The organism is Acinetobacter sp. 70_2 (assembly GCF_056736115.1).
Genome location: NZ_JBWZIP010000013.1, coordinates 326,937 through 340,264 on the forward strand (window position 1 = coordinate 326,937; position 13,328 = coordinate 340,264).

12 protein-coding genes and 1 pseudogene are annotated in these 13,328 nt (G+C 38.6%); 1 reads left to right on the plus strand and 12 read right to left on the minus strand.

Translation table 11 applies throughout. The features are described 5' to 3' along the window. Nucleotides 1–39 precede the first annotated feature (39 nt). From AC1PJ9_RS07580 to AC1PJ9_RS07590, 3 genes are read right to left on the minus strand one after another with little or no spacing between them, the layout of a single operon-like run. The gene (locus AC1PJ9_RS07580) at nt 40–1,041 is read right to left on the minus strand and encodes an HlyD family secretion protein (RefSeq protein ID WP_174723304.1); all 1,002 of its coding nucleotides are present in this window, start codon (nt 1,039–1,041) and stop codon (nt 40–42) included. 39 nt (nt 1,042–1,080) lie between these two features. Beyond that, complete coding sequence (locus AC1PJ9_RS07585; protein WP_263612794.1) at nt 1,081–1,287, minus strand: DUF1656 domain-containing protein; 207 nt, start codon at nt 1,285–1,287, stop codon at nt 1,081–1,083. Next, on the minus strand, nt 1,280–3,379 hold the full coding sequence (locus AC1PJ9_RS07590) for an FUSC family protein (RefSeq protein WP_311087013.1): 2,100 nt from the start codon (nt 3,377–3,379) through the stop codon (nt 1,280–1,282). The genes AC1PJ9_RS07585 and AC1PJ9_RS07590 overlap by 8 nt, the downstream gene beginning before the upstream one ends. 494 nt (nt 3,380–3,873) lie before the next feature. Here AC1PJ9_RS07590 and AC1PJ9_RS07595 point away from each other — a divergent pair, with 494 nt between their 5' ends. Continuing rightward, the gene (locus AC1PJ9_RS07595) at nt 3,874–4,647 is read left to right on the plus strand and encodes an IclR family transcriptional regulator (RefSeq protein WP_263612792.1); all 774 of its coding nucleotides are present in this window, start codon (nt 3,874–3,876) and stop codon (nt 4,645–4,647) included. 194 nt (nt 4,648–4,841) lie between these two features. On the opposite strand, the gene AC1PJ9_RS07600 is transcribed toward AC1PJ9_RS07595, so the two are convergent. The 9 genes and pseudogenes from AC1PJ9_RS07600 to AC1PJ9_RS07640 all read right to left on the minus strand — a co-directional run bounded on the left by AC1PJ9_RS07600 (nt 4,842) and on the right by AC1PJ9_RS07640 (nt 13,281). Next, a complete protein-coding gene (locus AC1PJ9_RS07600; protein ID WP_263612791.1) occupies nt 4,842–5,453 on the minus strand; it encodes an alpha-ketoglutarate-dependent dioxygenase AlkB family protein in 612 nt (203 codons plus the stop codon). Nucleotides 5,454–5,622: 169 nt separating this feature from the next. Beyond that, nucleotides 5,623–6,210 (minus strand): CDP-diacylglycerol--glycerol-3-phosphate 3-phosphatidyltransferase, encoded by a 588-nt coding sequence (gene pgsA, locus AC1PJ9_RS07605; RefSeq protein ID WP_002156973.1) that lies wholly within the window; start codon nt 6,208–6,210, stop codon nt 5,623–5,625. 118 nt (nt 6,211–6,328) lie between these two features. Continuing rightward, a complete protein-coding gene (locus AC1PJ9_RS07610) occupies nt 6,329–7,123 on the minus strand; it encodes a thioesterase family protein (RefSeq protein ID WP_263612790.1) in 795 nt (264 codons plus the stop codon). Between the two features lie 120 nt (nt 7,124–7,243). Beyond that, a complete protein-coding gene (uvrC, locus tag AC1PJ9_RS07615) occupies nt 7,244–9,043 on the minus strand; it encodes an excinuclease ABC subunit UvrC (RefSeq protein ID WP_263612789.1) in 1,800 nt (599 codons plus the stop codon). A gap of 134 nt (nt 9,044–9,177) precedes the next feature. Beyond that, on the minus strand, nt 9,178–9,708 hold the full coding sequence (locus AC1PJ9_RS07620; RefSeq protein ID WP_263612788.1) for a CHAP domain-containing protein: 531 nt from the start codon (nt 9,706–9,708) through the stop codon (nt 9,178–9,180). A 229-nt stretch (nt 9,709–9,937) separates the two neighbouring features. Next, nucleotides 9,938–10,981, minus strand: coding sequence for a lysozyme inhibitor LprI family protein (locus AC1PJ9_RS07625; RefSeq protein WP_263612787.1), 1,044 nt, complete (start codon nt 10,979–10,981; stop codon nt 9,938–9,940). Further along, nucleotides 10,978–11,104, minus strand: a pseudogene (locus AC1PJ9_RS07630) (hypothetical protein). The gene AC1PJ9_RS07625 and the pseudogene AC1PJ9_RS07630 overlap by 4 nt, the downstream one beginning before the upstream one ends. Nucleotides 11,105–11,191: 87 nt before the next feature. Beyond that, nucleotides 11,192–12,106 carry a lipid A hydroxylase LpxO gene (gene lpxO / locus AC1PJ9_RS07635; RefSeq protein ID WP_004699120.1) on the minus strand — a complete coding sequence of 305 codons (915 nt, stop codon included), beginning with the start codon at nt 12,104–12,106 and terminating at the stop codon, nt 11,192–11,194. 170 nt (nt 12,107–12,276) lie between these two features. Further along, complete coding sequence (locus AC1PJ9_RS07640) at nt 12,277–13,281, minus strand: hypothetical protein (protein WP_263612786.1); 1,005 nt, start codon at nt 13,279–13,281, stop codon at nt 12,277–12,279. Between the last annotated feature and the right edge of the window lie 47 nt (nt 13,282–13,328).

Sequence of the window (13,328 nt, forward strand, 5' to 3'; positions counted from 1 at the left end):
TACACATGCTTTTTTATTGAGTTTAAAAACTTAAGCTTTTTATTTTTCAATAATATGTACTGTCGCAGTACGGCCAGATACAAACGCCAGCTGATTTTTTGGTGCTTCGTCTAATACAATTTTTACAGGTACGCGCTGCGCTAAACGAACCCAGCTAAAGGTTGGGTTTACGTTTGCAAGCAATTTAGAACTGCTTGAACGCTCGCGGTCTTCAATACCCGACGCAATACCTTGCACATGTCCTTTAATTTTCTGACTGTCACCCATTAATTGCACACTTGCCTGATCGCCAATATGAATACGGTCTAATTTTGTTTCTTCAAAATATCCCACAACATAAAGCTGTTTACGATCGAGCAATGCTGCAACTGCTTGTCCGACTTGAACATAGTTACCAGGACGCAAATCAAAGTTAGAAAGTGTTCCATCTGCCGGTGCAACAACAGCCGCACGGTGCATATTGAGTTCTGCTAAATGTAAGTTACTTGTTGCTGCTTCAACCAGTGCCTGCTGCTGTTTAATAGTGGCTTCAGCTTGTTGAATCGCCGCTTGGAGTTGCTCATGTTCCGCATGTGATTGATCGCGAGTTGCAAAAACCTGATCTTGTTCTTGTTTAGAAATCGCGCCATCCATTAAGTTTGAATAACGGTTTGCGTTTTTCTCGGCTAACTTAATGTTCGTGCTCGACTTAATCAAGTTTGCTTTGGCTTGCGCTAAACCTGCTTGTGCCTGAGCATATGCCGCTTTTGCTTTTGCCAAATCAGACTTTGCTTGCTCTACATCTAAAGCTCGGCGAGAGACATCAATTTTAAAAAGCACCTGACCTTTTTTGACAGTCTGGTTATCTTGAACCAATACTTCCGTTACAAGCCCTGCTACATCTGAGGAGACTTGAATAACGTCACCACGAACTCGGCCATCACGTGTCCACGGCGCTGCATTATAGTAGTTCCATAAATGCACAATGGTATAGACCGCAATCATTAATGCGACAATCAAAATCACTGGACGAATGACTTTTTTCAACTCCAATTGATTCATTTTACTCACCTAACTCAATCTTTAATCTGGCAATCATCTTTAAGCACCTAACCCAACAAAAATTTGGTGTATCACCAAAAGTAGTAAAAGGTAAAAACACAAATTGAAAATGCTGGGTAGTGCGATCCAGCCTTGTGCAATCCATTTGTTAGTTAGAGGACTTAACAAGCGGAAACATATATATGCAAATAAGGCTTGGACGAGCAAAGCGGGCACGTAAATACCGTAGACATTAAACTCACCCATGCGCTGTGGCTCCTGTAAGCGTACGATCTGCATTCATTTGGTTTGATGAAACATGACACATGCTATAAGCAATATTATTTAGCGAAATAAATAATCTTTGACGCAAAGTCATATCTTCTATATTTGAAGCAAGTTGTTTTAGTTCAAACAAGGTCTGATGAATGTGCTGTACCAATACATCACTTTCATCTTTTTCATTTTCTTTGGCTCTAAATAGCTCATCTAAATCTTGTTGCAAACGCCCAATATGATGAGCCAGTTCTGAAGATGACTGAACCTGATTTGCTAACTCTTGCAAACGGGTTAAATCAACAATTGCACTTGATTCAACAAGTGCCTGATGAATTGATTTTTTAATCTCTTCTGACTGAACCATTTTGGTATTTAAAACACCTACACGGTCTAACATCGCACGCAAATGAACTTTGAATTCAATACCATAAGGAATATAAATCGCTTGGCGCATCGCGCGATAATGTAAAGCCAGAATACGATTTGCACTGGTATCGGGTGACATAGCACGTACAACATCTATCACAATGAGAGATACCAATACACCGATGACCATACCAAATGAACTGTCTAGGTAAGACACTGCATCCATGCTATAAGCATTGTGCAAGTTCAGACCCATCATGGTATTAATACCGAGCACCATACCCACAGGCATGAGTGCCTGATTTGCCATCATAGAAACCGCAAATAAGAACATCGGTAGTAAAACGAGTCCAAGCTCCCAAAATGTAGTGACATGAGGGAAAACACCAAAAGCATAAATAAACACTAAAACAGCCGATGCCACACTGCCCCATATAAAAATACGTAAGACAGGAACAGGGTTATCTAAGGCTGTTAAAATACAAGCGGTTACGGCCCCAATCTGTGCCATCATAAATCCAGCCTTCCAGCCAGACAGAATCCACACACCTGTCACAATAAATGTAATGAGTACCGCACTAATACCGCCTCTGACGGCTACGCCATGATCTCGGTGCAAACTTGGATATTTAGTCGTCATTGGGGTAATGTTATCTGGTATCTCTTTATTACCCTGCTTGATGCGTTGCCATAAAACTTTCACAGCTAAAACATTACTAATAAAGTGGCGGACATCCATTTTCATAGCAGCCAATAAAACTTGCTGATGTTCAGAAGCCAAGTCATTTAAGTTCAAAAAGTCATTTTCAAACTCAGCAGGTAACTGCAAAACATTTTCATCAGTCATCTGGTCTTTTTGTTCGAGAAAATGAATCACATGACCTGAAAGCTGTTTTAATTTGTCCGCATGACTTTCAATAAAATTCAGTTCTTGTAACTGTTTAATTCGTTCAGACAAAGCAACCAAGTTTGCAACTACCATCGACATTTGATGCAGCATTTCTTGCAAAGGCTTGGTCATGCCATGCAATTCACCTTTTTCATAGCTCAAGTGAACTGCTAATGCATGAATATCTGTCGTATCACGAGTAATCGCAGCCAAAAGCTGTGTATTGTTTTGCTGTTGATCTGCGTTTAACAAGTTTGCAAACAGGTTCTCTGTATCTTTGAGTGTTTTGGTTACACGCTGCTTAATTGCCGAACCAATATGCATGGGCAAAATAGTTGCCGAAACTACAGCACTCGAAATCACACCAATTGAAATCTCAAGTACGCGCGCCAAAGCGATATCAAAAATATTGTACTGATCAATATAAGTAATCGCGTTATACGCAATCATTGCAGTTGAATAACCCGCCAGCATAAATGCATAACTGCGAGGCGTCCGGTCAAGTAAGGATACATAAAGCGCAAAGCCCACCCACAGTGATAACACCACCGTAAATATCCACGGCGTATTAATCAGATGAGGTGTGATTGTTAACGCAACAATGGCACCACCCACCGTGCCTAAAACACGATAGACACACTTAGACGACACCATACCCGAATAAGGGTTGGCGATAATCAGGACGGTACCGATCGACCACATTGGATTAATCAGGTCTAATTCAAACGAAACAAATAATGCCAACATGCCGGCAATAAATGTCTTTATTGCAAAAATTAGATCAAGCTTACTCGGGCGAAAAGCCAGTATTTGCTTTAATAACATGAACTCATCTCAAATACAGATTTGAACTGATGAGCATGCTCCTCAGTGTCCCCTTGCCTTTTAAAAAGACAACACGACTTTGTCATTTGCCTTATAGACAAATGAGTTAATGAGAGCATCCTTCAATACAATGATTTTTCCTACATCTTTGCATGATGTGCCGAGATGATTTCAGATTGACCGCTATTTATACGACCAAGCTTAGGAAAGGAGAGACATCGAAAAAGTCGGCAGAGTAAACCAATTTCTCGATTAGATATTTTGTTGCACAATTTTTTCAAATTAAAGTGATTTAGTCAACTAAAATATCTTAATTTGATAATTTGATATGTTTTTAGTTAATCATATATGATGTGCGAATCAAGAGAACTTTTCTGATTCTGAGCGTAAAATATTTAAATCAGGTAGTTATCTTGGAATTGAGACAAAGCTTCAATTTTTCTGTTATAAGAACTCAAGTGTGACCCGTTTATTAAGGATACGAATAAGACATCATGGCAATTTCAAGTTTTGGCAAAATTTTAACCGTACTGGATTTATTTTCAGTTTCACGACCAGTGATTAATGTCGATATTATTTGCGAAGAACTTGGCTTGTCTAAACCGACCAGCTACCGTTATCTAAAAGAACTCGTATCAGCCGACTTATTAAAACGTATTAATGGTACTTCTGGCGATTACACTTTAGGCTCAAAAATAGCAGTTCTTGACTATGTATCAAGAACAACAGACCCATTGGTCCAAATCAGCACACCGTTTATGCGAAATATTGTAGAGCGCACCGAACTCTGCTGTTTACTGACCTATTTAAATGATGACTACTGTATTGATATTCATCATGAAATTTTCAAAGATACTGAATTACTTTCGTATGGCCGAGGCTGTCCACGCCCGATTTATGTCGGTGCATCACCCAAAACAATGGTGTCACATTTAAGTAAACAGCGCATGCATGACTACTATGAACGTTTTAAACATGAACTGTCGCAGTCAGGGTTTGCTCTAGACGAACCAAGCTTTATTCAACGTATGCGTAAAATAAAGAAACAAGGCTTCTATTTCTCACAAGGTGAGATTGACCCTAATGTTTCAGGCCTTGCCGTACCCGTTCGTTTTTCGAGTAAAGAAGTTCCTTTAGCGTTAACGCTAGTGGCATCCAAGAACCGTTTTGATTTTTTAAATATTCAAAAACTGATTGAAATTTTGCAAGAAAATGCTGGATTGATTGAGCAGCGTTTTATGGAACTTTCAGAAAAAGGTGAGATCTAAAATAATATTTTTGATAATTTAAAGTTTTCTTACACTTTAGAGCATTGAAAATATCTAAACATTCTCATATTATGATTTTAGCACCTATTGATGATTCTTTTCATCAGCAGCTCATCAATAGAAGGCTCTCCCTCAGAGGAATAAGCTCATGCTGCCATCATGGGCTTTTTTCTTGCCTAATTTTTAGCAAAAAGTTATGAAAACTTGAACTGACGAAAAGTCAGATTAATACGTGGCTGTAAAATTTTTGTCGAACGATTTAAACGGTGTTGCCAATATTGTTGAGTCTCACCGCGCATCACAATGAGTTGACCTGGCTGTAACCACATTTCAACTTTTTCTTTGCTTTGAATATGCCTAAAAGAGAACTTTCGCGTTGCTCCAAAACTTAAGGAAGCAATTGTAGTAGTTCTGGCTAAAGATACATCCGAGTCACTATGCCAAGCCATTCCTTGCGTTCCGTCTTCATAAAGATTGGCTAAGCAAGAATTAAATTTTTCTGAAAGTATCTGCTCTACTTGCTGTTTTAGCTTGGCAAGCGCTCTGTCCCACGGTAAAGAATCACGAAAAACACCAGAATATTTATATCGATAATGTTCGTCACCATACCAAGCGACTTTACGGGGAGTAATAAAATGCTTGCCGTATAACTTCGCTTCATCATGTCGCCATGCCAGATGTCGGTACAAATAATGAAAATATTGCTCGGCTTCTTCGGCACTTAAAATACATCCGTAGTCCTGAACTTCGCCATCATACGGTAATAAATTTGTACAAGGTTCTGGAGAAAATAAATCTAGTGTCATGCAATCCCCCCTTGCTGCTTAGCCATCTCTCAAGCTAACAATGCCATTTTACGCCCTTTTTGCCAATGATATTTATTAACTACACCAATTGCGAGAGTCACTCTATTCTGGCACTTTGCAATAAAAAAAGCCTTTCTCAAGGAAAGGCTTTTTAGAATCTTATTTGGTTTTATGGCTGCTTTAGATATGGCCACGCGGCTTTTAAATAAATAAACATTGACCACAAAGTCAGAATGACTGCGGTATATAACAAAGCATAAGCCAACATTTCTAAAGGCTGCCAATTCAGCAGGAATACACTAATCGCAATCATTTGAAATGCGGTTTTATATTTACCTACAGTTGACACTGCTACACTGGTTCGCGCACCAAGTTCTGCCATCCACTCACGTAAAGCAGAAACAGTAATTTCCCGTGAAATAATAACAATTGCAGCAAAAGCCATCGCAATGGTAGGTTTCCACTGCACTAGAACAATAAGTGCAGCTGCGACCATCAGTTTATCTGCAACCGGGTCTAGGAATCGGCCAAATGCTGAAGTCTGGTTTAACGTTCGTGCTAGATAACCATCAAACCAATCGGTTACGGCAGCCAGCACAAAAATTGCAGTCAAGATAATATGACGAGTCATACTTCCTACGTGCTCACCAATACCTATTGCAGGCGGCCAATATGCAATCACCAAAAATACAGGAATAAGCGCGATACGCGCCAAAGTTAGGATATTTGGGATATTCAGGATTCGCCCTGTGGTCATAAACACCGCCAATTTAGTCTTCACGCATCTTTTAACAGACAAAGACACATACTTCAATATTGTATCTATCTGTAACAGCCACTTTATACGAAATATGTGAATCGAGAAAGTGGATTGCTTAGGTAAATACCGTAACAGTTTGCCGCAAAATTGCAATTAAATGATCACTTTGGTCCCAAAGATATGCATATTCTGTGGAATAACCCTCAGCTGCATGTTCTGTGACGACTTTATATTTAAACCAGTCACACAATTGATCCTGGACTGAGTTCACATAAGTAATATGCCACGTTAAAGAACTCGCAGGTGCAACTTGCTTAAACATTGGCAAAACACCCGACGGCCAAATATCCATCAAAACAATCAAATCAGGCAATGTTAGTTGACGATTTTCATGTTGCTCTGGGGAGAACCTTGACCAACCACCAAAGTCTGGATGCTCACTTGCTGTCACTGGATAATTACCCTCAGCCCAACAGACTTCGAAATGCTGAAAGCATTCAGGCATATGTTTGGCAAAAGGAATGACAGATAAATTTTCAGGTTGAACATATACAGGAGCAACGGGTTCTTGTTTTACCTCAATACTCGATACACGAGGCGCCCCAAAACTTGCGACCAAAATGGTTTGTACTGCACCATCTTGCCATAAACGAGCCTCAAGCGTAGTGACTGACTTCCCTTCTCTTAAAATTTCAATAGTCAATCGGGCAGAGCCTTGCTGTACAGGACCCACAAAAGTAACACTACAACTTAATAATCTTTTATTTGAATCTTGAATATGGGAGCATGCTTTTTGCATTAATAGCCCAGCAACAAGGCCACCAAAAACCGTTCGCCCCTGTAACCAACCTGCGGGTATATCAATCCATTCATTTTGTTTTACATCTTCAAATAGCTGTAATAATGACATGCATATCCCTAAGTCATGTGCGTGATTAGGAAGTATCTTTCATTATTTTGACCATCATGTGAATGATCATTCAGCTATTAATTTACGAGCGCTTTTGTCACTCAAATTTTAAACACGTGGCTACTCATGCAAAATTTTATAAATCGTTCTTGCCATCACTTCACCTAAGCCCGGCACTACCGTCAACTCTTTTTCCGATGCTTTTAACACGCCTTGAATCCCACCAAAATGTGTTAATAAATCTCGACGGCGTTTAGGCCCTAAGCCCGGAATTGCTTCTAAAACTGAGGTACTACGGCGTTTATCACGCTTAGCGCGGTGTTTGGTAATGGCAAAACGGTGAGCTTCATCACGCACCTGTTGAATCAAATGTAGAGCTTTATGATCTTCGGGTAACTGGATTTTTGTACCGTCAGTAAAATGAAGCGTTTCAAGTCCCGGTTTACGTCCTTCACCCTTTGATACACCAATCATGAAAGCTTCAAGCCCAAGCTCTTGCATCACTTCCATGGCCATATGAAGTTGACCTTTACCACCATCGATTAAAAGCAAGTCAGGCAGCATCGCCTTTTTATAGCGACGCGTTAAAGCTTGTCGCATCGCAGCATAATCATCGCCCGCGGTAATATCTTGAATGGCAAATTGTCGGTAGTCCCGTTTACGTGCACCGCCTTGGTCGAACACTACGCATGATGCGATCGGCGCTTCGCCCATGGTATGACTAATATCAAAACATTCGATACGATCAACTGGACGGCCAACCACCTGCTCAAGCTGGTGGAAACGCTCATTGAGCTCTAAGTGGTTACTCAACTGCCCTTTAATCGCATGTTGAACATTCATTTCGGCAAGTTCTAACCATTCAGCACGTGTTTCTCGTACACTGCTCTTAATCTGGACTTTCTTTCCAAACTGCTGTGCTAAGGCTTCTTCCAACTCTTTACGGTCAGGTAAGGCAGTATTTACAATCAGTTCGCTTGGTACTTCATCGGCAACCTGAAAGTAAAAGTTTGCCATAAAGTCACTTAGCATTTGACCAAGGTCATCGCCTAACATATCGGGAAAATAGCTTTTACCGCCTAGCATACGTCCATTACGTACATGCATAATCTGCACACATGTCACGCCAGCCTGATAGGCAATTGCCAAAATATCAGCCTCACCTTTTACTTTGAAAACAGCTTGTTGTGCCTGTACTTCACGGAGTAAAGATAATCGATCCCGATAAAAAACAGCTTTTTCAAATTCAAGATCTGCCGCTGCCTGCTCCATTTTCGCAATCAGCTCTTGATTTAATTCTTTGGTGTCACCTTGTAAGAAACGAATACTATTATTCACATCATCTTTGTAATCTTCTGGTGAAACTAAGCCTACACACGGGGCCGAACAACGTTTGATTTGATATTGCAAACATGGACGTTTGCGCTGTGAAAAGTAACTATTTTCACACTGACGGACATTAAAAAGTTTTTGTAAAACCAGTAAGGTATCTCGCGCACTATAAGCACTTGGATAAGGTCCAAAGAATTTACCAATTTGGTGCTTACCTTTGCCACGTCCACTGGCAATTCGTGGATACGGTTTATCTGCCGATACAAAGATATAGACGTATGACTTGTCGTCTCGCAACATGATATTATAAGGCGGACGATGTTGTTTAATTAAGTTTTGTTCTAAAAGCAGCGCTTCAGTTTCTGAACGCGTGACAAGCGTTTCAATATCATAAATTCGCGCAACTAAAGCCTGAGTTTTCGGATGTTCAATGGTTTTAACAAAATAACTCGATACCCGATTTTTTAGGTTTTTCGCTTTGCCCACATATAACAACTCACCATCTTTCCCTAGCATTTTATAAACGCCTGGAAGCTGGGTCATATGGGCTAAAATTTTTTCAATATGAGGACGAGCGTTTTGATTCACTATTGGCATGCATGGCTTTAATACTGAACACCTAATGTGATGTTTTCATCCTTACTTTTCAAGTGCTTTACTGTGCCAGAACCTAAATTTGACAAGGGATGACGAAGTAGTCCGACAAAGTGTGTCGTAGGTCTTTAGGAATCGAGACGATAGTAACTATATTTCACGTCTTTTTCTTTATACACCGCATAGGTTTTTTGACGAAAATCTGAGAACCAGCCATTACCGGTATAGCCAGCAATATGTCCGTAGGTATGACCACTGGTACGTTCAATAATATAAATATCGCCTTCTTGAGGACGGTTGAATGCTGGTTTAATTTTCTTATAGCCGTTCTTTTCTAGAGTATGCCCCCAGTCAGATGCAGCTACTGGATGCTTTGAAACATCTGCACCTGCTGCCTGTAAAGCAATACGGATATTCTTGGCGCATTTTTCTTTACTGTGCTTTGCTGACATGCTCTCAAGTTTGCTTGAGAACTTATGCAGATCGATATTTTGGTCTTCTACTTTATGCCTTTTAGAAGCCAATCGGCTATGCTTTTTAGTCTCAGCCGAAGCTTTGTTTAACATCGCTTTCGTTTTTAAGTCACCCTGAGAACTTTCTTCTTTTCTCAATTTAATGTGGTGAACATGTGCATGAGCTACGTGATGAGCATGAGCCATTTTGAAACCTACTTCCGCTAACCAGTCTTCGAAAAAACGGAGCAATTGTAGAATCAAAATTATGCGTTGGCTTTTAATAGTTGTAACAAATTGCCAGCACTGTGAAATGGGTCACAAAAAACAATTTATCAAATTTATTCTATAAAAAAATCCCTTTCGAGCTTACTAAAGATTGGTCAATCCCATCTATTTCAACACGATTGACCTAGCACTTATGGAGAATTTCAGATTAGTTTAAATTATTTAAATAAACTGTTCGCTCTGCAGTTTTTTGAATAAAGCACTGTGTATATTGCATCTCCTGATTTTGCTTACGCATATCAGCAGTCCAATAATCGGATTGCTTTTGGTAAGTTTCTAAGTCCTTTTCAGGAATTTCTTCCACACTTTTTTGTGCCAGTACTTTACATTCAACATCACGTTTTTTAAACCAGTCCGATTGATCTTGTTTAAATTGAGTTTTTTTCTCAGCGCTCAATTTATCCCAAGTCAGATTTAAGCGTTCCACTTGCTTCGCTTTGTCGCTATCTAATTCTTTTTTACGAACATCCATGGCTTCTTGAGCCAAAGCAGTCTGCTCTTCATTATTTTGTTCAGACATTTGTCTATTTTCTTCAATATTTTCGTCAATCAACTCATTTTCTTTAACATAAGCCGCATATTGCACAGCTTTAGTGGCAACAAAAACCAATCCTTCAATCACAGTGTTTTGACTTGGTAAATCAAACACCAACCCCTCTTTATCTGTTTTTGTGATGTTATAGAAAAATTCACCTTTCAATTGATCATTTTCAAGAGTCAAAGATGATTCATTATCCGAAAAATAGTCATTCAGCGTCTGTGATTCTTCATTAGAGTGACGCAGTTCTTCAACATATGCTTTTTCCGCACGTTTTTGTAAACCTTTAGGAAATGAAACAACTAACTGGCTTTCACAGCTGAGTTGTGTATTTTTTTGGCTTTCATCTTCTAATGGTAAAGTGCGAATATTTTTAATTTCAAACTTCAAACCTTGATTAATTTTATTAAGAATATCAGCATCAACCTGATATTGACTTTGTCTTAAGCTACGTTCGATTTGCTTCAAATATTCTTTTTTCAAAGAGGTTTGAATCTGATTTAAATTGTCAGGATGCGTACAGCTCCAATCCGAAATTGCCTCAACTTTTTCTGTTTTTGATTTTGGCTCTGGCTTAGATTTACCACATCCAGTTAATATTACTGCTGCACTGAATGTAGTTATTACTAAAGCTTGTTTCATCACCGTATTCATTTATATTCCACGCAAATTTTTAAAATTTATTAAGTACAAGAAAGGCATATATTTACCAGTCGCATTATCATCCCAATAATTAATATAAAATTCACCTAAAATTTTAAATAAAATACTCCCCACGCTAATAAGCATCGTTTTAAATGCATAAAAATAAATCTAAATTATTTAAATAATCACAATAAAAAAACGCCCTTTCGGGCGCTTTAATTAAAATACATATGGTCGCACAAAAATCAGGAAGAAAATTCCAAGCATGAGGAACCATTTTAAGAAGTAATATAATTTGCGGTTTTTAGCTTTTAATGCTTTGGCTTTAATACGAATTTGGTACACATAACCAAATGCTTTATTTAATCCACCCGTTTGGTCACCTGTTTCATTCGGTGAACTTGCTGCAGTCATCACGTTACGACCAAACCAATGGTTAAAACGTTCCATCCATTTCACTTTCATCGGACGCTCAACGTCTGCGAAGAAAATAATACGGTTTTGATCGGTCTTATTTTCAGCATAGTGAATATAAGTTTCATCAAACACAACACTTTGACCGTCACGCCAAGAGTATCTTTCACCATCTACATCAATAAAACAGCGATCATCATTTGGTGTAATTAAACCTAAGTGATAACGAAGTGAGCCTGCGTACGGGTCACGGTGTCTAACCAAACGGCTATCAGGAGCAAGTTCGGTAAACATTGCCGCTTTAATCGTTGGTAATGTTTTCAGTAAAGCTGTCGTTTTTGGACAAAGCTCAGCTGCCGAAGGATGGCTCGACTCATACCATTTCAGGTAAAAACGTTTCCAACCTGTTTTAAAGAACGAGTTGAAACCCAAGTCGTTATAGGTACTCGAAGCTTTAATCCCACCTTGGTCATATAAAGCTTTCGCTTCATCTCGAATCATTTCCCAATTTTCATCTAACACTTTTAAATCTTTAAAGTGTTGAGTGTCGATATAAGGCTGATTCGGTACCTTTGAAAAGATGTACATTAAAAAGTTAATCGGTGCGAGCAAGGTTGAATGGTCAAAAAATTGACGATAAAACGAGTGACGCACTTTGCCGCGATGTTGGATATACAATGCAGATATTACAAAAATCGCTAATACGATCCACTTAATCATATAGTTACTCGCATTTAAGCATCTTTAAAAATACTTCGAAGGAATTTAAAATTGGAGAAATAATAACAAACTCTCGAAGAAAATTCAGACTCATATGAGTAACTATTATTTTTATCAAAAAAAATCTCAAGAACATTTATTCTTGAGATTTCTTAAACTCAGATTTTAAATTAGTTTTGATAAGGTTTCCAATTTAACGCATTCAGAGAAACAAGTGCGTTTGCAGCAGTTTCATTATAGACATAACAACCTGATTTCAATTGTGCAATTCTTAACTGAGCAAAACGGATGCGTTGGGGATCATTGGCATTTTTTAGGTATGTTTCCCAATGCTTAACTTCTTGATCAGCAGTCCAACCAATATCACTTGTATAACTTGCTGTGTATGGCTTACCTTGATATTGCACCGCAACACTATCGCTCGCAGCAAAACCTAGACTAGTATCATAAACTGTAGTCCACTGAACTGTTTGCCATGTTCCTTTAACTGCTTTATAAGTAAAGCCGAATGGATTAGTTTGATTCAAATAATTAAGGTATGAAGCATTGTCAGCATCGAACTCGTCAAAACTCTGGTTAATTTCATAATCTTGACCGACATTAAATGCAAAAGACTCTTGATTAGATTTTTTTGAAATTAAACGATAGCAACTACTTCCGTCAGGAAATTTATTCTGTCCATAAGTATTAAGAAATATACGACCATTAGTCGTACTTGCATCATTTACTGGAAAGCCTACTGCTCGGTAGCCCGGTAAAACAGCGTCAAACATATTCTGACCAGACAGATTAACTCTTTCTAGTTTCCAATCCTCTTTAACATCACCAATCAGGTCTAATGTCCAATCCGTTAGCGAATTAATATTCATAACATTAATCGCTCTATCAGTTGGCAGATAGAGTTTTTTCTCTGTGAGCAAATACTCACCTAAAGCTTGATTAGAAGATCCATCAGTTGATTTTTTATTGAATATTTCAAAATAAGAAATATTTAACGCATCTGTTTCATTCGCATTGTAATCCATAAAATAGTAACGACTTCCATTCGCCGTAGAATCTTGTGATGCACTACTTTGATCGTTATTTACGGAATTATTATCACTAGAACCGCCACCTCCACATGCACTCAACATAAATGGAAGGATGGCTAAAATCATAAACTTATTTTTTAACATAATATTACTTTGTCTAACATTTTTATAACACAAAGTTTATCCAAAGA